The sequence below is a fragment of the Pseudomonas sp. PL-6 genome (assembly GCF_054110165.1).
This window is the reverse complement of sequence record NZ_CM134189.1, coordinates 2,282,198-2,307,445: the sequence shown is the minus strand read 5'-3', so window position 1 is coordinate 2,307,445 and position 25,248 is coordinate 2,282,198. Positions and strand designations below refer to the sequence as shown.

Annotated in this window: 19 protein-coding genes; 9 read left to right on the top strand and 10 right to left on the bottom strand. The window is 64.8% G+C overall.

Annotated features, from left to right (window positions below; all coding sequences use genetic code 11):
* Position 1: 1 nt before the first annotated feature.
* From ACW9UL_RS10720 to ACW9UL_RS10705, 4 genes are all read left to right on the top strand, one after another.
* Positions 2-1,498: a CoA-acylating methylmalonate-semialdehyde dehydrogenase gene (locus ACW9UL_RS10720; RefSeq protein WP_457790742.1), complete on the top strand. Its 1,497-nt coding sequence runs from the start codon at positions 2-4 to the stop codon at positions 1,496-1,498.
* Positions 1,499-1,826: 328 nt separating this feature from the next.
* Entirely contained in the window at positions 1,827-3,326 is a 1,500-nt protein-coding gene (locus ACW9UL_RS10715; RefSeq protein WP_457790740.1) for an alanine/glycine:cation symporter family protein, read from the top strand.
* A gap of 65 nt (positions 3,327-3,391) precedes the next feature.
* Positions 3,392-4,096, top strand: a complete 705-nt coding sequence (locus ACW9UL_RS10710) for an SDR family oxidoreductase (RefSeq protein WP_457790738.1) — start codon at positions 3,392-3,394, stop codon at positions 4,094-4,096.
* A gap of 14 nt (positions 4,097-4,110) precedes the next feature.
* A complete protein-coding gene (locus ACW9UL_RS10705) occupies positions 4,111-4,959 on the top strand; it encodes a pyrroline-5-carboxylate reductase (protein ID WP_457790737.1) in 849 nt (282 codons plus the stop codon).
* Between the two features lie 51 nt (positions 4,960-5,010).
* Here the strand turns inward: ACW9UL_RS10705 and ACW9UL_RS10700 are convergent, their stop codons facing one another.
* From ACW9UL_RS10700 to ACW9UL_RS10685, 4 genes are all read right to left on the bottom strand, one after another.
* On the bottom strand, positions 5,011-6,177 hold the full coding sequence (locus ACW9UL_RS10700; RefSeq protein WP_457790735.1) for a M20 aminoacylase family protein: 1,167 nt from the start codon (positions 6,175-6,177) through the stop codon (positions 5,011-5,013).
* A 69-nt stretch (positions 6,178-6,246) separates the two neighbouring features.
* Complete coding sequence (locus ACW9UL_RS10695) at positions 6,247-7,692, bottom strand: alanine/glycine:cation symporter family protein (RefSeq protein ID WP_457790733.1); 1,446 nt, start codon at positions 7,690-7,692, stop codon at positions 6,247-6,249.
* A gap of 121 nt (positions 7,693-7,813) precedes the next feature.
* On the bottom strand, positions 7,814-9,028 hold the full coding sequence (locus ACW9UL_RS10690) for a diaminopropionate ammonia-lyase (RefSeq protein WP_457790731.1): 1,215 nt from the start codon (positions 9,026-9,028) through the stop codon (positions 7,814-7,816).
* Between the two features lie 78 nt (positions 9,029-9,106).
* The gene (locus ACW9UL_RS10685) at positions 9,107-10,360 is read right to left on the bottom strand and encodes a Zn-dependent hydrolase (RefSeq protein ID WP_457790729.1); all 1,254 of its coding nucleotides are present in this window, start codon (positions 10,358-10,360) and stop codon (positions 9,107-9,109) included.
* Between the two features lie 148 nt (positions 10,361-10,508).
* On the opposite strand from ACW9UL_RS10685, the gene ACW9UL_RS10680 reads away from it, so the two are divergent.
* A complete protein-coding gene (locus tag ACW9UL_RS10680; RefSeq protein ID WP_457790727.1) occupies positions 10,509-10,976 on the top strand; it encodes an Lrp/AsnC family transcriptional regulator in 468 nt (155 codons plus the stop codon).
* A gap of 60 nt (positions 10,977-11,036) precedes the next feature.
* On the opposite strand, the gene ACW9UL_RS10675 is transcribed toward ACW9UL_RS10680, so the two are convergent.
* The 3 genes from ACW9UL_RS10675 to ACW9UL_RS10665 form a co-directional block, all read right to left on the bottom strand.
* Positions 11,037-11,936, bottom strand: a complete 900-nt coding sequence (locus ACW9UL_RS10675) for a DUF1330 domain-containing protein (RefSeq protein WP_457790725.1) — start codon at positions 11,934-11,936, stop codon at positions 11,037-11,039.
* Between the two features lie 65 nt (positions 11,937-12,001).
* Positions 12,002-13,252 carry an NAD(P)/FAD-dependent oxidoreductase gene (locus tag ACW9UL_RS10670; RefSeq protein ID WP_457790723.1) on the bottom strand — a complete coding sequence of 417 codons (1,251 nt, stop codon included), beginning with the start codon at positions 13,250-13,252 and terminating at the stop codon, positions 12,002-12,004.
* 21 nt (positions 13,253-13,273) lie between these two features.
* Positions 13,274-13,978, bottom strand: coding sequence for an SDR family oxidoreductase (locus ACW9UL_RS10665; RefSeq protein WP_457790721.1), 705 nt, complete (start codon positions 13,976-13,978; stop codon positions 13,274-13,276).
* 106 nt (positions 13,979-14,084) lie between these two features.
* Here ACW9UL_RS10665 and ACW9UL_RS10660 point away from each other — a divergent pair, with 106 nt between their 5' ends.
* On the top strand, positions 14,085-14,960 hold the full coding sequence (locus ACW9UL_RS10660; protein WP_457790719.1) for a LysR substrate-binding domain-containing protein: 876 nt from the start codon (positions 14,085-14,087) through the stop codon (positions 14,958-14,960).
* 162 nt (positions 14,961-15,122) lie between these two features.
* Here ACW9UL_RS10660 and amaA read toward each other — a convergent pair whose 3' ends face one another.
* From amaA to amaB, 3 genes are all read right to left on the bottom strand, one after another.
* Positions 15,123-16,409: an L-pipecolate oxidase gene (amaA, locus tag ACW9UL_RS10655; protein WP_457790717.1), complete on the bottom strand. Its 1,287-nt coding sequence runs from the start codon at positions 16,407-16,409 to the stop codon at positions 15,123-15,125.
* Positions 16,410-16,491: 82 nt separating this feature from the next.
* Positions 16,492-17,898 carry a Na+/H+ antiporter NhaC gene (gene nhaC, locus ACW9UL_RS10650; protein WP_457790715.1) on the bottom strand — a complete coding sequence of 469 codons (1,407 nt, stop codon included), beginning with the start codon at positions 17,896-17,898 and terminating at the stop codon, positions 16,492-16,494.
* Between the two features lie 263 nt (positions 17,899-18,161).
* The gene (gene amaB / locus ACW9UL_RS10645) at positions 18,162-19,652 is read right to left on the bottom strand and encodes an L-piperidine-6-carboxylate dehydrogenase (RefSeq protein WP_457790713.1); all 1,491 of its coding nucleotides are present in this window, start codon (positions 19,650-19,652) and stop codon (positions 18,162-18,164) included.
* A 145-nt stretch (positions 19,653-19,797) separates the two neighbouring features.
* On the opposite strand from amaB, the gene ACW9UL_RS10640 reads away from it, so the two are divergent.
* The 3 genes from ACW9UL_RS10640 (at position 19,798) to ydiJ (ending at position 25,148) form a co-directional block, all read left to right on the top strand.
* On the top strand, positions 19,798-20,724 hold the full coding sequence (locus tag ACW9UL_RS10640) for a LysR family transcriptional regulator (RefSeq protein WP_457790712.1): 927 nt from the start codon (positions 19,798-19,800) through the stop codon (positions 20,722-20,724).
* A 121-nt stretch (positions 20,725-20,845) separates the two neighbouring features.
* Positions 20,846-22,096, top strand: coding sequence for a 2-aminoadipate transaminase (locus tag ACW9UL_RS10635; RefSeq protein ID WP_457790711.1), 1,251 nt, complete (start codon positions 20,846-20,848; stop codon positions 22,094-22,096).
* Positions 22,097-22,100: 4 nt separating this feature from the next.
* Entirely contained in the window at positions 22,101-25,148 is a 3,048-nt protein-coding gene (ydiJ, locus tag ACW9UL_RS10630; protein WP_457790709.1) for a D-2-hydroxyglutarate dehydrogenase YdiJ, read from the top strand.
* Positions 25,149-25,248: the final 100 nt, after the last annotated feature.

The following is a 25,248-nucleotide window of genomic DNA, read 5'->3' as shown; positions in this document are numbered from 1 at the left end:
CATGAGCCATATCCCCCACCTGATCAACGGCCAGCGCGTTACCTGCAGCGGCCGCACCACCGCGGTATTCAACCCGTCCACCGGCGATTCCACTGCGGCCGTCGGCCTGGCCGACCGCGCCACCATGCAGCTGGCCATCGACGCTGCCAAGGCCGCCTTCCCGGCCTGGCGCAACACCCCGCCGGCCAAGCGCGCGCAGATCATGTTCCGCTTCAAGCAGTTGCTGGAACAGAACGAGAACGAAATCGCCCAGCTGATCAGCGCCGAGCACGGCAAGACCATCGAGGACGCCATCGGCGAGCTCAAGCGCGGCATCGAGAACGTCGAGTTCGCCTGCGCCGCCCCGGAGATCCTCAAGGGCGAGTACAGCCGCAACGTCGGCCCGAATATCGACGCCTGGAGCGACCTGCAACCCATCGGCGTGGTCGCCGGCATCACCCCGTTCAACTTCCCGGCCATGGTGCCGCTGTGGATGTACGCGCTGGCCATCGTCTGCGGCAACTGCTTTATCCTCAAGCCTTCGGAACGTGATCCGAGTTCCACCCTGTTCATCGCCGAACTGGCGCAGCAGGCCGGCCTGCCCAAGGGCGTGCTCAACGTGGTCAACGGCGACAAGGACGCGGTCGACGCGCTGATCGAAGCGCCCGAGGTCAAGGCCCTGAGTTTCGTCGGCTCGACGCCGATCGCCGAGTACATCTACAGCGAGGGCACCAAGCGCGGCAAGCGCGTGCAGGCGCTCGGCGGTGCCAAGAACCATGCCGTACTGATGCCCGACGCCGATCTGGACAACGCCGTCAGCGCGCTGATGGGCGCGGCATACGGTTCCTGCGGCGAGCGTTGCATGGCCATCTCGGTGGCGGTGTGCGTCGGCGACCAGGTCGCCGACGCGCTGGTCAGCAAGCTGGTGCCGCAGATCCAGGCGCTGAAAATCGGCGCCGGCACCTCCTGTGGTCTGGACATGGGCCCACTGGTGACTGCCGCCGCGCGTGACAAGGTGGTCGGCTATATCCATGACGGAGTCGCCGCCGGCGCCAAGCTGGTGGTCGATGGCCGTGGCTACCAAGTCGCCGGCCATGAGAATGGCTATTTCGTCGGCGGCACCCTGTTCGACCGCGTCACTGCCGACATGCGCATCTATCAGGAAGAGATCTTCGGCCCGGTGCTGTGTATCGTCCGCGTCGGCAGCCTGGAAGAGGCCATGCAGCTGATCAACGATCATGAGTATGGCAACGGCACCTGCATCTTCACCCGCGACGGCGAAGCGGCGCGGCTGTTCTGCGATGAGATCGAAGTGGGCATGGTCGGTGTCAATGTGCCGCTGCCGGTGCCGGTCAGCTACCACAGCTTCGGCGGCTGGAAGCGCTCGCTGTTCGGCGACCTGCATGCTTACGGCCCGGACGGCGTGCGCTTCTACACCCGCAAGAAAGCCATCACCCAGCGCTGGCCCAAGCGCGCCTCGCACGAGGCGGCGCAGTTCGCTTTCCCCAGCAACAGCTGAGCCCAGCTGGTGGTCACCGAGTACGAGCGGTAGCGGAACAACTTTTGTGTCGGCTTTTTTGGTTTCGTTACCGCTCGCACCCACAGGGCCACCTCGGTGGCCCTGTGGCTTATCGGGGATGCCACCGAACGATTACGTAGAAGGCGGGGAAAGAGTGGCGACGTATAAACGTCACCTAAGCTGAGCACAGCGATACTCAAGGGGCAGTGGTGACGGGTATGGCTTTGCCCAACCTATCCTGCATCGCAGCGCGGCCAATCCACAGCCCCCCGCAGCTCTTGGCGTCAGATCGGCTAGAACTCACGAATAAATATAAGAGGCGAATGTAATGGAAGAGTTGGTAGGCAAGCTCAACGGCTATGTCTGGAGCTCCGCACTGGTCTATACCTTTCTCGGGCTGGGCTTGCTCTATTCCGTGGTAACCCGCTTCGTCCAGGTCCGGTTGTTCAAGGACATGCTGAAGCTTGCCTTCCAGGGCGGCGACTCCCGCGCTGGAGTCAGCTCCTTTGCCGCATTCTCCCTGTCGCTGGGCAGCCGTGTCGGCACCGGCAACATCGCCGGCGTCGCCACCGCCATCGCCCTCGGCGGCCCTGGCGCGGTGTTCTGGATGTGGGTAGCCGCCTTCCTCGGCAGCGCCACCTCCTTTATCGAGATCACCCTGACCCAGACCTACAAAACCAAGGTGGGCGGCCAGTATCGTGGCGGCACGCCCTACTACATCGAAAAAGGCCTGAAGATGAAGTGGCTGGCGATCCTCTCCGCCGCCCTGACATTGATCGTCATGAGCTGCCTGTGGCCCGGCGTACAGGCCAACACGGTGGCGCTGTCGGTGGAGAAGGCCTTCGGCATCGCACCGTCAGTCACCGGCATCGCCATCGCCTGCCTACTCGCGCTGATCATCCTCGGCGGCACCAAGCGCATCGCCAAGGCGGCCGAAATCATGGTGCCATTCATGGCCATCGGCTATATCCTCGCTTGCCTCTTTATCCTCGCGCTCAATGTTGGCCAGGTGCCGGACGCCTTCGCGCTGATCTTCAATAGCGCCTTCGGCCTGGACGCCACCTTCGGCGGACTGATCGGCTCGGCTATCGCCCTCGGTGTACAGCGCGGCGTCTACTCCAACGGCGCGGGGATCGGCAGCGAGACCTTCGAGTCCGGCGCGGCCGAGGTCTCCCACCCCGTGAAACAGGGCCTGGTGCAGGCATTCTCGGTGTATATCGACACCCTGCTGATCTGCACCGCCACCGCCCTGATGATCCTGGTCACCGGCATGTACGACGTGAAACCGGCCGGTATCGAAAACATCGGTACGCAACCTTCGCTCTACACGCAATTGGCAATCGAGTCCGCCCTGCCCGGCCTGGGCGAAATCTTCCTGGCCGCCGCGCTGTTCTTCTTCTGCTTCACCACCCTGCTCTCCTACTACTACAAGGCCGAAACCTGCCTGGCGTACTTGCTGGGTAAATCGCGCACGGCCTATCTGCTGGGCAGCGTTGGACTGAAGCTGCTTCTGCTGCTGACCATCTACCACGGCAGCATCAAGACAGCGGCGGCAGTATGGGCCATCGGCGATTTGGGGATGGGCCTGATGGCCTGGGTCAACCTGATCGTCATCCTGTTCCTCACCCGTCCGGCACTCAAAGCACTGAAGGACTACGAGCAACAGAAGAAAGCCGGGAAGAAACCGACCTTCAAACCCAGCAGCATCGGTCTGCAGGGCGCCGACTTCTGGGAACACGAGTACGGCACCAATAATGAAACAGCCGCAATCGCCAAATGCACCGGTAGCGGGCCGAAGGCTGCAAAACCCGCACCTTCAGCACACTGACAGATAACGCCGGCTGCCATTGCATGCCCGCGCTCGCCCCCCACTCAGATTAAGGAGAACCACAGATGTCAGCAGATAAAGTGGCCATCGTCACCGCTGGTGGCAGTGGCATGGGGGCCGCCGCCGCCCGCAAGCTCGCCGAGGATGGCTTTCGCGTGGCGATCCTGTCGTCCTCGGGCAAGGGCGAGGCACTCGCCCAGGAGCTGGGCGGCATCGGCGTGACCGGCTCGAACCAGAGCAACGAGGACCTCCAGCGCCTGGTTGACCAAGTAATGCAGCAGTGGGGGCGCATCGATGTGCTGGTCAACAGCGCCGGCCATGGCCCGCGCGGGCCGATCCTGGAGATATCCGACGAGGACTGGGTGCGCGGCATGGACACCTACCTGCTCAACGTGATCCGCCCCACCCGTCTGGTCACGCCGATCATGCAGCGGCAGAAAGGCGGCGTGATCATCAACATCTCCACCGCCTGGGCCTTCGAGCCGAGCGAGATGTTCCCCACCTCGGCAGTGTTCCGCGCCGGCCTGGCCGCGTTCACCAAGGTCTTTGCCGACACCTATGCCGCCGACAACCTGCGCATGAACAACGTACTGCCCGGCTGGATCGACAGCCTGCCCGCCACCGAACAGCGCCGTGACAGCGTGCCGATGAAGCGCTACGGCCGCAGCGAGGAAATCGCCGCCACCATCGGTTTTCTGGCCAGCGCCGGGGCCGGCTATATCACCGGACAGAATATCCGCGTGGATGGTGGCCTGACCCGCTCCGTCTAGACCCAGGCGCCCCAATGGCCGAAACACAAGCGCTGTGCCCGGCCTTTGCGAAGCGCCCCTCCCCACCTGACCAGATAATAAGCATGAATATAGGTTTCATCGGCACTGGCGCCATCGCCCAGGCCATCATCCAAGGGATGTGTACCTGCGCACGAGCGCCAGATGAAATATGGGTTTCGCCGCGAAACCTGGAGCGCGCGCAACAGCTCGCCGCCACCTTTACGCAGGTGAAGGTCGCCGACAGCAACCAGGCCGTAGTCGACCACTGCGACTGGGTGTTTATCACGGTCAAGCCGGATATTGCCGAGGCGGTGCTGGCCGAGTTGCGCTTCAGCCCAGGACAGAAGGTGGTGAACTGCGTATCGACCCTGTCGCTGGCACGGGCTCAGGCCCTGATCGGGGTGCCGGTGGCGCTGTTCAAGGCCATCCCGCTCACGCCGGTTGCCCTGCACCTGGGCCCCATCGCCTTCACCCCGCCAGATCCACAACTGCGCAACTTGTTCGCGTCACTGGGCACTGCGGTTGCCGCACCGGACGAGGCAGCCCTGCGCAGCCTGGCGGTAGCGACCGCGCAGATCGCGCCCTTCTACGCCCTGCAGGCCACCATCGAGCGCTGGCTGAAAAACCAGGGCCTCGACCCGACGGAGGCCAGGGGCTACGTCAGCTCGATGTTTCACGCCCTGGCCACGCTGGCCATGGCCGACCAGGCACCCTCATTCGAGACACTGCTCAACGAAGCGGCAACCCCCGGCGGCCTGAACGAACAGGCCCTGTCGCAGTTGCAGGAAGCCGGCTGGCTGACGCAACTGGAGGCCTCGCTGGATGCAGTACAGGCGCGGCTGCTGGGAGCGGGTGCCGGCTGAGCGCCCCTCAGGCCAGCACCCTGCGGGGGCTCAGCAGCCGCTGGCTGTGCTTCAGCGCGGCAGGCTGATCCGCGCCAGCTCGGCGAAGTAGCGCGCCCCGGTAACCAGGATGGCGTCGTTGAAGTCGTAGCCGGCGTTGTGCAGCGGCACCTCGCCGGCCTCGCCCTCCGCGCCATTGCCGATAAACACGAAGTTGCCCGGCACCTGCTGGAGAAAGGCACCGAAGTCCTCGGAAACCATCATCGGGGTCACTTCGCCATCCACCGCCTGCTCCCCCACTACCTCACGTGCAGCCGCCAGCGCAGTGGCGGTGTTGTCGGCCCAGTTCACGGTCGGCGCGAACTCGTGGCTGTATTCGAACTCGCAGCTCGCGCCATGCAGGGCGCAGATCCCCTGGCAGATCTCGCGCATACGGGTTTCCAGCAACTGCTGGACCTCGGGGCTGTAACTGCGGGTATCGCCCTTGATCACCACATGGGTGGGAATCGCATTGCGAATGCCGTCGGTGATGAACTCGGTGCAGGAGATCACCGCGGGCAGGCTGGGGTCCAGATTGCGCGAGACGATGGTCTGCAACGCCAGGACGATCTGCGCGCCGATCACCAGCGGGTCGATGCCCATGTGCGGCCGCGCGGCGTGCGTGCCCCGGCCCCGGATGCGAATGACGAAGTTGTCCTCGCTGGCCATGATCCCGCCCACGCGGGTAGCGATATGGCCGGCGGGCATGCCCGGCATGTTGTGCGCGCCGTAGATGGCATCGACCGGGAAGCGCTCGAACAGCCCGTCGGCCATCATCGCCTTGGCACCGCGGCCATGTTCCTCCGCCGGCTGGAAGATGAAGCGCACGGTGCCGTTGAAGTCGCGCCGCTGGCACAGCAGCTTCGCCGCCCCCAGCACCATCGCCATATGCCCGTCATGACCGCAGGCATGCATCTTGCCGGCATTGCAGGAGGCATGCGCGCGGCCATGGGCGTGCTCGGTGATCAGCAGCGCATCCATGTCGGCGCGCAGCCCGATGACGCCGCTGCCGTCGCCAACCATGAGACTCGCCACCAGCCCGGTGCCGCCGAGGCCGCGGTTTACCTCGAGGCCGAGCGATTCGAGCACGCCGGCGACAAAGTCAGAGGTGTGCACCTCTTCGAAGCCGACTTCCGGATGACGATGCAGGTGATGGCGCCAGGCAACCAGCTGGGCGCGCAGATCTTGTTCAAAGTCCATGGTTCTCTCCGTATTGCAAGTGGGGGTTATCGCTGCGACAGCGAGGGCGCGCGTGGCGCCCTCGCGCGGTCAGCGCTGTTCTGCGCGGGCGGCTAGTGGCACGCAGGACTGACTTGTCGCCGCGGCGCCGCGAGCCGGCCAGACGCTGGCGTCCAGCTTGAGGTCGGCAAAGCCCTGTGGGTCGAACACCGGTTGCTTGATACCGGCACTGATCTGTTCGTCGTAGTCGCGCATCAGGCGCAGGCCGACCTTGAACAGCAGCGTCAGGGCGATCAGGTTGACCAGCGCCAGCAAACCCATGGTGATGTCGGCGAAGCCGAATACGGTGCCCAGGTCCTGCAGCGCGCCCCAGAGCACGTGGCCGATCACCAGCAGGCGGAACACCTGTAGAACGCCGCGCTTTGCGCTGAAGAAACTCAGGGCGTTCTCGCCGACGTAGTAGCCGTAAAGCAGAGTGGTGAAGGCGAACAGCAGCAGCGCCAGGCTGACGAAGACCCGCCCCCACTCGCCGACCTCGGCGGCCAGCGCGGTCTGCGCCAGCAGCACGCCGCCCATCTCGGTGCCGGGCTGGTAGACCCCGGACAGCAGCACGATCATCGCGGTGCAGGTACAGATGATCAGCGTATCGATGAACACGCTGAGCGACTGCACGATGCCTTGCGCGGCCGGATGCTTGACCTCCGCCACGGCCGCGACATTGGGCGCGCTGCCCAGCCCGGCCTCGTTGGAGAACAGACCACGCTTGACGCCCATCATGATCGCCGCGCCGATACCGCCGGCAAAGGCCGGCTCCAGGCCGAAGGCGCTCTTGACGATCAGCACCAGGGTGGCCGGCACTTGCTCGATATTGCTGCCGACGACGAACAGGCCGATGGCGATATAGGACACCGCCATCACCGGCACCAGCAGGTCAGCCACAGTCGCGATACGGCGGATGCCGCCGAAGATCACCAGCGCCATCATCGCCACCAGCGCCAGGCCGCAGAGATAGGTGGGCAAGCCGAAGGTATCCTGCAGCGAGCTGGCCACCGTGAACGATTGCAACGCGGTGAAGCAGAAGCCGAAAGTGATCAGCAGCAGCACCGAATACAGCGCCGCCAGCCAGCGCTTGCCCAGGCCGTACTGAATGTAGAAGGCCGGGCCGCCGCGGTAGCTGCCATCGGCCTGACGGCGCTTGTACAGCTGCGCCAGGGAGCACTCGAAGTAGCTGGTGGCCATACCCACCAGCGCCACCACCCACATCCAGAACACCGCCCCCGGCCCGCCCAGCATGATGGCCACCGACACCCCGGCGATATTGCCGGCGCCGACGCGGCCGGCGATGCTGAGCATCAGCGCCTGGAAGGAACTGAGTTGGCCGGGCTGACGCTGGAAGGACTCGCCCAATATGGCAAACATGCGGGTGAAGTAGCGCAGCTGTACACAGCGAGAAGCAAGGGTGAAGTACAGGCCCAGCCCGATCAGCATCAGGATGAGCACTTTGCTCCACAGTAGATCGTTGATGAATGCCAGCATAAGGGGACGTTCTCCCTGGTTGTTATTGTTGAGGAACGAGCGAACGCTCTCCCGCGGCGCAGGCTGCGTGGATACGCAGCCTGCGCACGAGAGGCGAATGATTGGATGGGTGGACGGGCGTTTAGCGCGCCTGCTCCCGCTGCCAGGTCGCCTGGCGAGCCAGCACCGACTGGGCCGACTCGGACACCAGCTCCTGGTAGACACCTGGCGCAGTAGCGCCTTCGGTGTTGATCAAGAGGATGCGCGATTCGCCAGTGAGCCCAACCTGTTCGGCCAGGCGCGGCTCGTTGGCCAGGGCCATCAGCCCGGCGAGACCGGCCACCCCGGACTCGCCGGCGACCAGCGGAATATCGCGGGAGCTACCGGCCGCCAGTCGGCGCATGGCAGCGACCGCCTGGTCGTCTTCGATGGTCATGAAAAAGTCGACGCTGGGCTGCAGGAACTTCCATGCCAGTGGCGAGGTTTCACCACAGGCCAGGCCCGCCATCACCGAATCCACCGAACCGGTCGCCTTGGCCGCCTGGCCCGCGATGGCGCTCTGGTACAAGCAGTCGGCCTGCACCGGCTCGACCACGACGAAGGTCGGCCGCTCGGCGCCATACAGCTCCCAAAGGTAGCTGGCGATACCCGCAGCCATGCCGCCGACGCCGCCCTGCAGGAACACGTGGGTGACGCGCCGGGGCAGCGCCTCGACGATCTCGGCCGAGATGGTGCCGTAGCCCTGCATCACGTCGCGGGGAATGTCCTCGTAGCCGTCGTAGGAGGTGTCGGAAACCACCAGCCAGTCGTTCTTCACGGCCAGCGCGGCCGCCTCCTCCACCGACTCGTCGTAGTTGCCGCTGATGCGCACGATCTCGGCGCCGTAGGCGGCAATCGCCTCCTCGCGCTCGATGCTGACGTTGGCATGCAGCACGATCACGCAGCGGCAGCCCACGCTCTGCGCGGCGGCGGCCAGGGCGCGACCGTGGTTGCCATCGGTGGCGCTGATCACGGTGAAGTCGGCCAGCGCGTCGCGGTACTCGCCGGCGAGCAGGTCGCGGGCCTCGAAGCACTGTTCGGGGAACTGGCGCAGAATCAGACGCACCAGGGCAATCGGCGCACCTAGAGCCTTGAAGCTGCCCAACACCGAGCGTTCCGACTCGTCCTTGACCAGGATGTCGGCCACGCCCAGCTCGGCGGCCATATCGGGTAGCGAGTAGAGCGGCGTACCGCCGCTGTTGAGCCGCGACCAGTCGGCCAGCCAGGCGCGGCTTTCATTGGCCTTGCGGATACTCATGATGTTCTGCAGCGCTTCAGGGTAGCTTTCACGGGTTGCATTGGGGTTGGCGATCAGCATGGGGGGACTCCATCGACAGGCAAGACTTATCCCGTACCGCCAGCGATGGCTGGCGGTTTCGGGTATTGGCATAGGGGCTCAGGTGCGATTCAGGCGTTGCAGGACTACGTCCAGCAGCACCTCGGCGCCCTTGAGCAGTTGCTCCTCGTCCGTATGTTCACGAGGGTTGTGGCTGATACCGCCGCGGCTGGGTACGAAGATCATGGCCGCCGGAGCGATGCGCGCGATCATCTGCGCGTCGTGCCCGGCACCGGAGGTCATACGTCGGTGACTGAAACCGAAGCGTTTGGCCGAGGCCTCGATCTCGTCGGCCAACCCGGCATCGAAGGTCACCGGCTGGAACCTCACCAACTGCTCGGTGCCGATCTGCACCCCCTCCTCCTCGGCGATAGCCGCGAGGAACTGGCTCAGGCGCTGTTCCGCCGCCACCAGCCGCGCCTCGTCGGGGTCGCGCAGGTCCACGGTGAAAGTGGCCCGGCGCGCGATCACGTTGATCACATTGGGCTCGAAACTCATACAGCCGACGGTGGCCAAAGTGGTACCACCGGATTCGCGGGCGATGGCGCGCAACTCGGCGACCACCGCGCCAGCGACGTAACCGGCGTCATGACGCAAACGGGTCGGGGTGGTGCCGGCATGGTTGGCGTTACCCTGCACCACCACCTGTTGCCAGGAAATGCCTTGCAGGTTCTCGACCACGCCGATCAGGGTGTCTTCCGCCTCGAGGATCGGCCCTTGCTCGATATGCAGCTCCAGGTATTCGTGGGGGATGACGGCGCCCGGCTCCAGGTCGCCGGCATAGCCGATGCATTGCAGCTCATCGCCCAAACGCGTGCCATCGGTGCCTACAGTGGCCAGCGCCTCATCGATCGCCAGGCCGCCGGCGTATACCAGCGAGCCCATCATGTCCGGCTGGTAGCGCACGCCCTCTTCGTTGCTGAAGGCGCCCACGGTGATGGAGCGCGACGGCAACACGCCGGCCTCGCGAAATGCCCGCAGCACGGCCAGCCCGGCGAGCACGCCATAGCAACCATCCAGGGCGCCGGCATTGGTCACCGTGTCGATATGTGAGCCCATCATCAAGGGCGCCTGATCGCCCTGATCGGAGGCCGAGCGCAGCGTGCCGAAGATATTGCCGATGCGGTCGATACGCACGTCCAGATCGAGCTCACGCATCCAGGCCACCAGCTGGTCGCGCCCGGCCTTCTCTGCGTCGGTCAGAGCGATACGCGTGCGGCCACCGTTGACCGAGTCGACACCGATCTCACCAAGGGCGCGGATTTGCTCAAGTAGCAGTGCGCCATTCAGACGCGGTGCAGCACTCGTGTTCATTGGACTCTCCGACGGCAAGGGATGGGGCTCGGTCGATGAGTTAATACTATTCGCCCACGGAGAACTTAATTCTTGATTTACGGGCTATAAATGAATTTTTATTACGCCTTTGCGGCGATTCGCGCGATTACATTCGGAGGCACCCAGTATGAGTCTCGATCCGTTCGACCTGGCGCTGTTAGAGGCGGTGCAACGTGACGCCACCACCTCGCAGCTGGAGCTGGGCGCCGAGGTGAATCTGTCCTCCGCTGCAGTCAATCGCCGCCTGAAGAAAATGAACGCCGATGGCGTCATCCAGAGAACCGTGGCCATCGTCGACCCGGCGCGCTTGGGCTATACGCTGACGGTGATCGCCCAGGTGGAGGTGGAAAGCGAGCGCCTGGATCTGCTCGACAGCATGAAACGCAGCTTCCTGGCGTGCCCGCAGGTGCAGCAGTGCTACTACGTCGCCGGGGAATGCGACTTCGTGCTGATCATGCTGGTGAAGAACATGGAGCAGTACACCGAGCTGACCCGGGAATTGTTCTTCGAGAACAACAACGTCAAGCGCTTCAAGACCCTGGTCTCGATGAGCAACGTCAAGAGTGGCTTGGTGGTGCCCACAACCTCGGGCTAGGGCTCCACACCGTCCGGCGGGCATGACCGGGCCGAACGAATCAGGCGAGCGACGGAGGAGTCAAGGGTTCATCCATCGGCTAGCGACCAGAGCACCCGCCTCGTCGTAGCCAAATGACGCCCTGAGACTGTCCTGTTGGCGTAACTGGAACCAGTCCAGCGCCTTGACCTTGAAGACCAGTAGGCCGAAGTTTCGTTCGCCATCCCCGGCAGGCGTGGATGGCAGTGGCTCGTCGATGGCTACACAGGCGACCTCATCTCCGGGAGGGCCACCTGCGTAGAGCATCTGCGTGCGAATGGGCAAGCTGTGCCAGGCGGTCTGGGCGCCCTCACTGGCGCAATCATGGAGTTCGACCAGCCCTTGCAGGCGAAACTGCAGGCGCGTCTGCGCGCAGAAGCCCAGCACTGTCGCATTGGGATTGGCGCGTAGTTCATGCCACTTCGGGCTACGCATGTCGGTATGGAATTCCAGCACCCGCGATGAGCTGTCGACGCGTCGCAAGACCACCATCCGCGCCTGCGGTTTATTCTCGGCATCCACAGAACACAGGCTCAGATAACGGAATCCCGACTCCGGGCGAGCGACTGCAGCTTTAAGCTCAGCCCAGGCCGCGGCCTCCGTCCGTTCAAGGTCCAGTCGTTCCAGGTCGCTCTGAGCAGCGGGTGCAGAGCCGTCCTGACCTTCAAGAATCGAAACTTCACGGTCGTAGGCTCGTGCTGCCAGTTCCAGGGACGCCTGATACTCGGGGTCGCGATAGCAGGCTAGTGCCGTTGCATAACTGTCGAAACGCAGAATGAACTGCCGCGCAAACGCTCGTCCTTCCACGGTTTCAAGCTGCCCCTTGCCGGCGATGATTTCAACACCATAGCGCAGCGCGATGGCGGCGAAGATGTCGTTGTAGGTTTTGAGGGCGTCGGCGTCCCTGACATCGCCGCCTTTGACTATCCAGTAACCCGGCATATTTGCGTCTTCCTCGTCGCCATGGGAAGGCGCTGGCCGCAACGGCCAGCACCGCTTGCTTGCCGTCAGATCACGGCCCGTTCGACCACGCGCTCACCCTTGGCAAAGCGTGCATAGAGAAACGGCGTCAGATCCAGCGAGCGGAACTCGCCGTAGACGATCTGCTCCGCCACGCCGCGTCCCACGGCAGGCCCCTGCTGGGAGCCGTGCCCCGAAGAGCCATTGGTGAAGTGGAAGTTCGACACCTGGTCGTGGGGACCGATGACCACGTTGTAATCGAAGGTGTTGAAGTCGTAGTGCCCCATCCAGAAATCGACGATTTCTACATCCCGGAACTGCGGGATGCGGTTCGCCAGAATCGGGTGGACCTTCTTCTCCCAGATGCCTTCTTCGGCGCTGAAATCATCGAAGTCGACCGTGTCGTCCTCCCCCATAGGCGGGCAGCCGACCAGATAGTCGTCACCGAACTGGCGGAAATGCACTCCCGTCGGGTCAATGGTCAGCGGCAGGTCGCGATCGAGTGGAGTCTTCGCGCGGAAGATGAAGGTGTAGCGACGCTTGGGCTGAATATCGAGCTTGACGCCCGCCATGGCCGCGATCTGCCCGGCACGGGTGCCCGCCGCGTTGACGATATGCCCTGCCGCGATGACCTCACCGCTGGCCAGCGTGACGCTGGTGACCCGCTCGCCTTCGCGGCCGATGGCGACGACCTTGTTGCGCACGTATTCCACACCGCGCTCGATGGATTTCCTGATCAGCCATTCGACCATCAGCGGCGCGTTGTAATAGCCCTCGTCGCGGGTATTGAGGCTGCCCGCCTCGATGTCGTCCAGCTTGTAGAAGGGATAGGCCGCTGCGATCTCTTCCGGGCCGACCATCTTGGTGCCGGCGCCGTTTTGCGCCTGCACCTGCTGGTCGCGCTCCAGCACGGCGGTCAGGTCGGTATTGTCGGAAAGATAGAGGTAGCCGAAGTTGCGGATACCTAGCTCGGGCACGGCGGGATCGTCGCCCAGCTCCTCGCGGAAGTTCTTCACGAACTCGGCGGCGTATTGGCCGATCTTGACGTTGATCGGGTTGGCGAATTGCTGGCGCATGCAGTTGTTCGAGGCGCCGGTCTGGGCCTGCGAGAAGCTCGGATCAGGCTCGATAACCAGCACACGGCCCTTGAAGTCGGGGTTCGACGCCAGGAACCACGCGCTGCAAGCGCCCATGGTTGCCCCGCCGACGATGACGACGTCATAGGCATCCTGCTTCGGGCTTTCCTCGAACGGAGGCAGATTGATCTGCCAGGACGAATCCTTGGAAGTCGGTTTCATGCGTATTCTCCTTGGCTGATTTCAGACGGAACGGGTGACGCCGCCATCGACGCGGATGTTCTGCCCGGTGATGTAGGCCGCCCCATCGGAGGCGAGGAAGGCGACGGTCGCGGCGATTTCCTCGGAAGTGCCGTAGCGGCCCATCGGTACGCTGTCGCGCCGCTCGTCCGTGGCCGGCAGGCTGTCGATCCAGCCCGGCAGGACGTTGTTCATGCGAATGTCGTACTTGGCATAGGTGTCCGCGAAGACCTTGGTATACGAGGCCAGACCGGCACGAAAAACAGCGGAGGTCGGGAACATTTCGTTCGGCTCGAACACCCAGGCCGTGGAAATGTTGATGATCACGCCAGACTTCTGTTTCTGCATGATCGGCGCCACCAGTCGGGCGGTTCGCACAACCGGAAGGAAATAGACCTCCATGCCCTTGTGCCAGTCTTCGTCGGGGATTTCGAGAATCGGCGCGCGCGGACCGTGACCGGCGCTGTTGACCACCAAGTCGATACGCCCCCACCGCGCCATAACCAGCTCGACCAGACGAGCGATGTCTTCATTGGACTGGTTGGAACCGGTCGCGCCGATACCCCCCAACTCCTGCGCCAGCGCTTCACCCTTACCCGATGAGGAGAGAATCGCGACGCGATAGCCCTCCTGTGCCAGCTTGCGCGCGGCAGCGGCTCCCATGCCAGACCCACCAGCGGTTACGATCGCTACTTTTTCTACAGACATTTGCCACCTCCAGTAGATAGACAGTGGCTAGATTATGCTCAATGGCGCCGATGATTTCGCATCATAAAAAAACCGCTACACTGTAGAAAAACTACAGGCCATGCACATGAGCAACAGACGTAGAAAGCTCCCCCCGCTGAACGCCTTGCGCGCCTTTGAGGCCTCCGGTCGCTGGCTGAGCTTTCGCGCGGCCGCCGATGAACTGAGCGTCACCCAGGGAGCGGTTGCCCAGCAGGTGCGCGCACTGGAAGAACATCTGGGTATCGCGTTATTCCAGCGCTTGCCACGCGGTCTTGGCCTGACACCGCAAGGTGCGGCCTACCTGGCGGACGTGACCCGCGCCCTCGTGACTCTAGAAGAAGCGACCGCGCGGCTTTTCGAACGGCCGGAAACCGTGACGCTCAGCGTCACCCCCACCTTCGCGGCGAAGCTGCTGATTCCCCACCTCGCCGAACTGAACGCCAGCCTTCCCGAGGTAGAGTTGCGCACGGTGGCGACCGAAGCCATAGCCGACTTCGACCGGGATCAGGTAGATATTGCCGTGCGCCTGACTCGACCGCCTTTCCCCGCGGGGCTGGAGGCCAGGCTGCTGTTCCGCCAGGAACTGGTGGCAGTCGCCAGCCCCCATCTGCTCAAGAGCCTTCCGCTACCGTTGACCGCCGAACAGCTTCGAGAACTGCCGCTGTTGCATGACGCGCACAATCATTGGCCGAAGTTCCTTGATGCCGCCGGGAAGCTTCCAGGCGCGGTGTTTAGCCAGACGACCCTGGCACTCGACGCGGCCCTGGCCGGCCAGGGCGTCGCACTGGCGTGCCGAGCCTTTGTCGCTGCCGATATGCAAGCCGGGCGGCTGGTCGAGGTGACCGATAGCCGGGAGATAGCCGGGCCCGACTACTTCCTCGTACGCAAGCGCTCATCCTCGCCGCGCCAGGCCGTCGATGCGCTATGGGATTGGTGCGCCTCGCACCTGTCAATGCCCTGAAAGCTCGGGCGCGGCACATCGACGCCAGCAGGCATGATACCGGGCAAGAGCGCCGGCCAGCGGCAAAGCTTTGCAGCGAGACGGGGGCTCCTGCGGGTACAGCAATCGACCCCGCTCTTGTAGAAGCCGCGCCCTGCGACGAATGACGCTGGATGGCGCTGCTCAGAGCACCACTTTCAGACACTGTCCGGCGTGGTAGAGGGAAAAGCCCGTCTCATAGAGGCAGCTTCTCAGTGCCGGTGCAGATACAGCCGCCATCGGCTCGAAGGGGAGCGGCATCGACTCGGGGTCGTCGCTCAACAGGAAATCCGCCAGCGCCCTGCCGATAAGCGTACCGGTAGTGTTGCCGCGACCGTTGTAGCCAGCCACCGCAACCAGGCCGGCAGCCGGCTGGAATACGCGCATCAGGTGATCCGGGGTGAAGTCGATGCAGCCGGTCCAGTGCATTTCCCACTCCACGCGCCCCAATGCGGGGAAGTAGTGCTGCTGGATGCGGTCGGCCCAACGACGGATAAACCAGTCCGGCTTGTTGCTCGCCTTGCCCAGGCTGCCCAGCAGCAGCCGGCCTTCGGCATCGCGGCGGATGCTGCTGAGCACCGTGCGGGTGTCCCAGGAGCCCTGGCCATGCTTGAGGATCTCGTCGGCCGCCACGCCGCTCAGTGGCACCGAAGCCACCTGGTAGTAATAACCGCGGAAGAAGCTGCGCCGCTGCTCGGTCCACTCGCCTTCGGTGTAGGCGCCGGTGGAGATGACCACCTGGCCGGCGCAAACCTCGCCGTGCGCGGTGCGCACCAGCCAGTCGCTGCCCTGGCGCTGCATTTGGCTGACCGGCGAGCGCTGGTACAGCGCGCCGCCCAGGCGCTGCACCGCCTGCGCCAGGCCGACCGTGTAGGCCATCGGGTTGATGGTGCCAGCGCGGCGGTCGAGCAGCGCGCCGGTGACCTTGTCGGTGCCGCAGTAGTCGGCGCAGACCGCGCCGGTGAGCAGTTCGACGTCCGCCCCACGGCGCTGCCACTGCGACTCGCGGGCGCGCAGGTCGTCCAGACCGGCGTCGTTGTGCGCCATGTGCAAGGTGCCCTGGTGACGCGCCTGGCAGTCGATGGCGTGCCGCTGGATCAGTGCGAAGACCTCGGCCGGCGCCTGGCCAAGCGCAGTGTTGAGGCGGTCGCCACGTTGCTTGCCGAGTACCGCTTCGACGTCGTCCGGCTTGATCCAGGTGCCGGCATTGACCAGGCCGACGTTGCGCCCGGAGCCGCCGTGGCCGACCTCGTGCGCTTCCAGCAGGCAAACCGTCCTGCCCTGCTCCAGCAGGCGCAGCGCGGCATTGAGCCCGGTGATGCCGCCACCGATGACGCAGACATCGGCCTTGACCGCGCCGCGCAGCGCACCGGCCTCGATATGCTCGGGCGTTGCCTTTTCCCAGAGGCACTGTTGATGAAAAACCGTCATGTCATCTACCTCTTCAACATCCACATCAGTTAGCGCGGTAAATAGATAATCCCCCGGCACACCGGGGGATTGGCTTGCTCGTTTAACGCTGCGGCGCGACAGCCCGGTAATGCTCGGCAGCGGCATTGGCTTCAACCGGCAGCTGCGCCTCGACCCGTGGCATGAACTTGCCGGTGGCGGCCCAGATCAGACCGATCACAGGCGACAACCAGCAGGCGAACGCCACCGGTGCATACAGCAGGGTCGGCACGCCCAGCGACGAGGAGACGAACGCCCCACCCATGTTCCAGGGAATCAGCGGCGAGCACAGCGTGCCGCAATCCTCGATGCTGCGCGACAGCACGGTCGGCTTGTAGCCCATGGCCGCGTACTTGTCCTTGAGCAGTTGCCCCGGCAGTACCAACGAGGTGTAGACATCGCCCACCAGGGTGCCGACACCCAGCACGCTGGTATGGCTGCTGAGCACCAGGCCGAAGCGGCCCTTGATCACCTGGTCGAGCTTCTTGCGCATGGCGTCGAGAGTACCGTGGGCCTCCAGGGCACCAACGAAGGCCAGTGCGATCAGGGTCAGGGTGATCACCCAGGTCATCGACATGATGCCGCCCTTGGACAGCAGCTTGTCCACCGAGGCGACGCCGGTCTGGCTGACGAAGCCGTTCTGCAACACGTTGGTCAGCTCCTTCAGGCCTATACCCTGGTAGAACACCGCCACACCAGCAGCCAGCACTACCCCGGCGAACATCACCGGCAGGGCCGGCGCCTTGCGCATGGCCAGGCCAATCACCACCAGCGGCGGCAGCAGCGTGAGCAGGCCGATGCGGTAATGCTGCTCGACGCCGGCGCGCATCAGTTCGATACCGCTGGCATCCACCACATTGCCCGCGTAGCTGGAACCTATCCAGGCGTACAGCGCCAGGGCGATCAGCATGGCCGGCACGGTGGTCGGCAGCATGCCCTTGATATGACTCCAGAGGTCGGTGCCGCAGACGGCGGGCGTCAGGTTGGTGGTTTCCGACAGCGGCGACATCTTGTCGCCGAAGAAGGCCCCTGAGACGATGGCGCCGCCGGTCAGGTAGGCCGGCACGCCGAGCCCCTCGCCGACGCCCATCAGCGCCAGCCCCACGGTTCCGACAGTCCCCCAGGAGGTGCCGGTCATCAGCGAGATCAGCGAGCAAAGCAGGCAGGTCACCACCAGGAAGCTGCCGGCCGACAGGTAGCCGAAGCCGTAGTAGAGCAGCGTGGGCACGGTGCCGGAGGCGATCCATGAGCCGATCAGCATGCCGATACACATCAGAATGAAGATGGCCGGGATACCGATGCGCACCACCTTGAACATCGAGGCCTCGATGCTGAACCAGGGCGTGCCCCGGCATACCGCAAACAGTCCGCACACCAGCACGCCGAGGGCGAGCGGCACATGGGGGGTGAAATCCTCGAAGACGAAGAACTGGACCATCAGCAAGATGGCGGTAATTACGAGGGGAGCCACTGCCACAGCAAAGGACGGCGCCTCCCTGGTCACTTCTTTATGAGCGTCCAAGGTCAAACTCCTCTGTTTTTATGGGGGCAGTACGCGAAAAGGGGTGTAGCACTCATGGCGAGCCTCTCTTGTTGTTATTGCTCTGCTTTCACGGCCTGTGCCGCCCTTGGTGCGTGCGGGCAGAGGCCGCCGTGTAACTGTCGACGGCTACTGACTCTCGGTGTCGATGAGGGAACGCCATGCCGACCCTGGCCGGCATGGCGAACGCTGGGTCAGTCGAAGACGATCCCCTGAGCCAGGGGCAGCTCGCGGGAATAGTTGATGGTGTTGGTCTGGCGGCGCATGTAGGCCTTCCAGGAATCGGAGCCGGACTCGCGACCGCCGCCGGTTTCCTTCTCGCCGCCGAACGCCCCACCGATCTCCGCACCGCTGGTGCCGATGTTGACGTTGGCGATGCCGCAGTCGCTGCCCGAGGCGCTCTGGAAACGCTCGGCCTCGCGCACATCGGTAGTGAAGATGCACGACGACAGGCCCTGCGGGACTTCGTTGTTCAGTTGCAGTGCCTGCTCGAAATCGTCGTAGGCCAGCACGTAGAGGATCGGCGCGAAGGTCTCGTGACGCACCACTTCGCTCTGCGCCGGCATTTCGACGATGGCCGGGGCGACGTAGTAGGCGTTGGGGTATTGCTCCTGCAAGCGACGCTCGCCACCGAACACCGCGCCACCCTCGTCGCGCGCACGCACCAGGGCGTCCTGCATGGCGTCGAAGGCCTGCTTGTCGATCAGCGGGCCGATCAGGTTGCCGGCACGCGGGTCGCCGATGCGCACCTTGGCGTAGGCGGCCTTGATCCGGGCGAGCACTTCATCTTTCACCGAGCGGTGCACGATCAGGCGGCGCAGCGTGGTGCAACGTTGGCCGGCGGTGCCCACCGCGGAAAACAGGATGCCTCGCACGGCCAGATCGAGGTCGGCGCTGGGGGTGAGGATCATGGCGTTGTTGCCGCCCAGCTCGAGGATGCTACGGGCGAAGCGCGCCGCCACCCTTGGACCGACCGCGCGGCCCATGCGGGTGCTGCCGGTGGCACTGACCAGCGGTACGCGCGCATCGTCCACCAGCGCCTCGCCGGCCTTGGCATCGCCGACGATCAGCTGGCTGAGGTTCGCCGGTGCATCTCCGAAGCGCGCCAGCGCCTTGTCGAACAGCGCCTGGCAGGCCAGCGCGGTCAACGGGGTCTTCTCCGACGGTTTCCAGATCACCGCGTTGCCGCAAACCAGCGCCAGCGAGGTGTTCCAGGCCCAGACCGCGACCGGGAAGTTGAAGGCACTGATCACCCCGACCACGCCCAGCGGGTGCCAGGACTCGCGCATATGGTGGCCCGGACGCTCGGAGGCGATGGTCAGACCGTACAGCTGGCGCGACAGGCCGACGGCGAAGTCGCAGATGTCGATCATTTCCTGCACTTCGCCCAGGCCTTCCTGGGTGATCTTGCCGGCTTCGATCGACACCAGCTCGCCGAGCTGGGTCTTGTATTCGCGCAGCACTTCGCCGAACAGACGCACCAGTTCGCCACGGCGCGGGGCCGGCACGTCGCGCCAGCTGAGGTAGGCCTGATGGGCCGCCGCGACCTTGGCCGGTACGGCGTCGGCGCTTTCCAGCCTGATCGAGGCGATCAGGCTGCCGTCGATGGGACTGTGCACGGCATGATCGCCGCCTTGGTACGCGTGGGCTTGCACGCCGAGGGTGTTGAGCAGCTCGCCAACCATGTTGTTCTCCTACATCCGCTGAGCGCTTGGGTTCATTGACGGGGGTCAGTATCGAACCGATTTGCGCAGGCCAACAAACGACCTTTACGCACCACATCATTCCCCAGCAGAATGAATTCGCCATCCACTTGCCTGCGAGACCACCATGCCCAAGCGCCTGCTGCCCACCATGACCGCTCTACAGTGCTTCGAGGCCGCAGCCCGCCACATGAGCTTCACCCGCGCCGCCGAAGAGCTGTTCCTGACCCAGAGCGCGGTGAGCAAACAGGTCGCCCAACTCGAGGACATGCTCCAGCACCTGCTGTTCCACCGCGTGCGCCGGCGCCTGCAGCTGACCCCGGCGGGCGAGCTGTACCTGGCCGAGGTCAACAAGATCCTTACCCAGGTGGACATCTCCAGCCGCTATATCCTCTCCTACGGCGGCGAAACCGAGGTGCTGCGGGTGGCCACCCAGCCGACCTTCGGCGCGCGCTGGCTGATCTCCAACCTCAAGGGCTTCTCCAAACGCCACCCCAATATCCACCTCGATATCAGGAGCGAGCTGGAACCCTTCGACCTGGTGCAGGCCAAGGCGGACGTGGCCTTCTTCTACGGCCAGGGTTCCTGGCCGGGGGCGACCTGCATCGAGCTGTTCGGTGAGGAGGTAGTGCCGGTGTGCTCGCCGGATGTGTTGCAGGGACGTTCGCTTCGCGGCGCTGCAGAGCTGGCCGAGTTCGTCCTGCTGCAGTGCACTTCGCGCCCGGAGGCCTGGCACGAATGGTTCGAGGAACAGGGCATCGACACCGAGCACAGCTACCACGGCCCGCGTTTCGACACCTTCTACATGTGCATCCGCGCCGCCCGCGCGGGCTGCGGCATCGCCCTGGTGCCGCGTTTTCTGGTCGAGGACGAACTGGACGACGCCAAGCTGGTGATTCCCTGGGTGCATCACAAACCCAGCGAAGGCTCGCACTACATGGCCTATGCCGAGCAGTCGATCGACATCCCCAAGGTCAGAAGCTTTGTCGATTGGATACTGAACAAGGCGCATGGCCGGCAGGGGGTCATGGCAGTTCCTGAATCCTTGGAATGACCCGGTAATTTTTTTTCGTTTGTGAAGCCTCGGCCTTCCTCGTTCTCATAGAAGGAAATCCCCCTTCGACGAGGAACGCCGCAATGTCATTTCATGCCTCCGTGCTGCCCGAGGGCCGCGCATGAGCACGTCGCCCATCAGTGCCTCGCTGTCCATCGTGCACCCGATCACCCTCAGTCACGGCCGCAACGCCGAGGTCTGGGACAGCGAGGGCAAGCGCTATATCGATTTCGTCGGCGGTATCGGCGTGCTCAACCTCGGCCACTGCCACCCCGGCGTGGTCGCGGCCATCGGCACGCAGGCCCAGCGCTTGACCCACTCGGCCTTCAACGCCGTGCCGCACGCCGGCTACCGCCAGTTGATGGACGCACTCGCCGCGTTCATCCCGGTCAGCTACCCGCTGGCCGGCATGCTCACCAACAGCGGCGCGGAAGCGGCGGAGAACGCGCTTAAGATCGTCCGCGCCGCCACCGGACGCAGCGTGGTGATCGCCTTCGACGGCGGCTTCCACGGCCGCACCCTGGCCACGCTCAACCTCAATGGCAAGGTCGCCCCGTACAAACAACGCGTCGGCGTGCTGCCCGGCCCGGTCTACCACGTGCCCTACCCCAGCCCGGATACCGGCATAAGCGCCGAGCAGGGCTTGCAGGCGCTGGAGCGACTGTTCAACGTTGAGGTCGATATCAACGAAGTCGCCTGCATCATCTTCGAGCCGGTACAGGGTGAAGGCGGCTTCCTGGCCATGGACGCCGAGTTCGCCCAACGCCTGCGCGCGCTGTGCGACGCCAACGGCATCCCGCTGATCGCCGATGAGATCCAGTCGGGCTTTGGCCGTACCGGGCAGCGCTTCGCCTTCCCACGCCTGGGCATCGAGCCGGACCTGCTGCTGCTCGGCAAGAGCATCGCCGGCGGCCTGCCGTTGGGTGCGGTGGTTGGCCGCCAAACGCTGCTCGACGCCCTGCCCAAGGGCGGCCTCGGTGGCACCTACTCGGGCAACCCGCTGGCTTGCGCCGCCGCCCTGGCTAGCCTGGAAGCGATGAGCGACGCCAACCTGGCGACCTGGGGCGAGGCGCAAGAGCAGGCCATCGTCCGCCGCTACGCCAGCTGGCGCGAACGGGCGATCTCACCCTGCCTGGGCCGGCTGACCGGCACCGGCGCCATGCGCGGCATCGAACTGCTGACGGTAGACGGCAAACCTGGCACCGCGCAGCTCGCCGCCCTGCTGGAGGCAGCCCGCGCTAAGGGCTTGCTGCTGATGCCCAGCGGCAAGAGTCGGCATATCGTGCGTCTGCTGGCGCCGCTGACCATCGAGCCCGCGCTGTTCGAGCAGGGCCTGGACATTATCGAAGACTGCCTGGCAGGTATCCGCTAGCACCATGATTGCCCAAATCGCTCCACCGGCAGCGCTCACGAGGCACTACCGCGCCTTTCTCGACTCGCTCAGGCAGGCCGGCTTCCAGGGGGAAATCGCCTCCGACCATGGCAGCCGCACCGTGCTGGCGACCGACAACTCGATCTACCAGCGCCTGCCACAAGCGGCGCTGTTCCCCCGGCACGAGGAAGACGTGCGCCTGCTGGCCAGTCTGGCCGCACAAGCGCAGTACCGCGATATCGTCCTCACCCCGCGCGGCGGCGGTACCGGCACCAACGGTCAGTCGCTGACCCACGGCCTGGTGGTGGACCTGTCGCGGCACATGAATCGCATCCTCGAGCTCGACGTGGAGCGGCGCCAGGTTCGGGTCCAGGCCGGCGTGGTCAAGGACCAGCTCAACTCGGCGCTCAAGGCCCACGGCCTGTTCTTCGCTCCGGAGCTGTCGACCTCCAACCGCGCCACCATCGGCGGCATGATCAACACCGACGCCAGCGGCCAGGGCAGTTGCACCTACGGCAAGACCCGCGACCACGTACTGGCATTGGAGACCATCCTGCTCGGCGGCGAACGCCTGCGCAGCCGCCCGCTCGGCGACGCCGAACTGCAACAGCGCCTGGCTGTCACCGGCCGCAGCGGCGCAGTGCACCGCGCCGTACTGCAGGTGCACGAGCAGCACACCGAGTTGATCGAGCAGCGCTTTCCCAAGCTAAACCGCTGCCTGACTGGCTACGACCTGGCGCATGTCCGCGAGGCCGACGGCCGCTTCAACCTCAACAGCATCCTTTGCGGCTCGGAAGGCTCGCTCGGCTTTATCGTCGAAGCGACGCTCAATGTGCTGCCCATTCCCAGGCATTCGGTGCTGGTCAACGTGTCCTACGCCAGCTTTATGGACGCGCTCAGAGACGCTCAAGTCTTGATGGCGATGGCGCCGCTATCGATCGAGACGGTGGACTCGCGGGTGCTCGATCTGGCCATGCAGGACATCGTCTGGCACGAGGTGGCCGAGTACTTCCCGGCCGATCCCGCGGTTGCCACCCAGGGCATCAACCTGGTGGAGTTCAGCGGCGACGATGCCGACGCGCTGGACGCTCGGGTCGCACTCTTTATCGAGCACCTGGAGCGCGACCCCGGCGTGCGCCGTATCGGCCATACCCTCGCGCGCGGTGCGGCGGCGGTGAAGCGGGTGTACGCCATGCGCAAGCGCGCGGTGGGCCTGCTCGGCAACGTGCAGGGCGAGGTGCGCCCGCAGCCGTTCGTCGAAGACACCGCGGTGCCGCCAGAAAAACTCGCTGACTTCATTGCCGAATTCCGCGCCCTGCTCGACGGCCACCAGCTGCAATACGGCATGTTCGGCCATGTCGACGCCGGTGTGCTGCACGTGCGTCCGGCGCTGGACATGAAGGACCCCGTCCAGGCGGCGCTGGTGCGACCGATCAGCGACGCCGTGGCCAAGCTCACGCACAAGTACGGCGGCCTGCTCTGGGGCGAACACGGCAAGGGCCTGCGCTCGGAATACGCAGCGCAGTTCTTCGGCGAGCTGTACCCGGCGCTGCAGGCGATCAAAGGCGCCTTCGATCCCTTCAATCAACTTAATCCGGGCAAAATCGCCACCCCGCCGGGCGCGGCGGACGAGCTGCTCAAGGTCGATGGCGTGCCGCTACGCGGCGAGCTGGATCGGCAGATCGACGAGCGGGTGTGGCGCAGCTTTGGAACGGCGGTGCACTGCAACGGCAACGGCGCCTGCTACAACTACGACCCGGCCGATGCCATGTGCCCGTCGTGGAAGGCCACCCGCGAGCGCATTCAGTCGCCCAAGGGCCGTGCCTCGCTGCTGCGCGAATGGCTGCGCCTACAGGGCCAGGCCGGTGTCGACGTGTTGCAGGCCGCCGAGCGCAGCCGCGGCCTGGCGACCCTGCGCACGCTGCCGGCGCGTATCCGCAACAGCCTGGCCAAGCGTCGCGGCGAGGCGGATTTTTCCCACGAAGTGTTCGCTGCCATGAGCGGCTGTCTGGCGTGCAAGTCCTGCGCGGGGCAGTGCCCGGTAAAGGTCAACGTCCCCGAGTTCCGCTCACGCTTTCTCGAGCTGTACCACAGCCGCTACCTGCGCCCGCTGAAGGACTATCTGATCGGCTCGCTGGAATTCAGCATCCCCTATTTCGCCAAGCTGCCGTGGCTGTACAACGGCCTGATACGCCTGGGTGCGAGCCAGGCGCTGCTGCGCCGCTACGCCGGCATGGTCGACAGCCCGCTACTCAGCCGATTCGAGCTGAAGGCGACGCTGCGGCGCTGGGACGTGCTTGAGGCCACGCCGGAAAACCTGCGCCGGCTGACGGCGGCGCGACGCGAACGCAGCGTGATCCTGGTGCAGGATGCTTTCACCCGCTACTTCGACACCGAGGTGCTGGCGGACCTGATCGAGGTGCTCTCGCGCCTGGGCGTACAGGTGCTGCTCGCGCCCTTTCTGCCCAACGGCAAGCCGCTGCAGGTGCTGGGTTTTCTCGACGCTTTCGACAAAGCCGCACGCAGGAATGCGGCGATGCTCAACGCGTTGAGCGGCCATGGCGTGCAACTGGTAGGCCTGGACCCAGCCATGACCCTGGTCTACCGCCAGGAGTACCGCAAGTTGCTCGGCGATGTGGCGCCCACGGTGCTGCTGCCGCAGGAATGGCTGGCGCAGAAGCTGGACACACTGGACTTCAAGGTGACCGACCCCGGCGAGGACTACTACCTGCTGGGCCACTGCACCGAGAAAACCAACGCCCCGGCGGCGACGGCGCTGTGGGCCCAGGTGTTCGGCCACCTGGGGCTGAACCTCAAGAGCCTGGCGCTGGGCTGCTGCGGCATGTCCGGCACCTACGGCCACGAGGCGGCGAACCGGCAGACCTCCGAGCAGATCTACGACCTGTCCTGGCGCGAGCGGGTCGAAGGCGGCATCGACCCCGCTCGCCTGCTGGCCAACGGCTACTCCTGCCGTAGCCAGGCCGATCGCCTCAGTGCGCTATCCCTGTCCCACCCCATCCAGGCGCTGAAACGGCACTTGCGCCAGCCCTGACCCACTTGCCCTAAGCCCCCGGCCCTGCTTGCCGGGGGTTGTTTTTTATGGCCATGTCCGCGTTGATTCTTATGCATCCTGTAGGAGCGGATTTATCCGC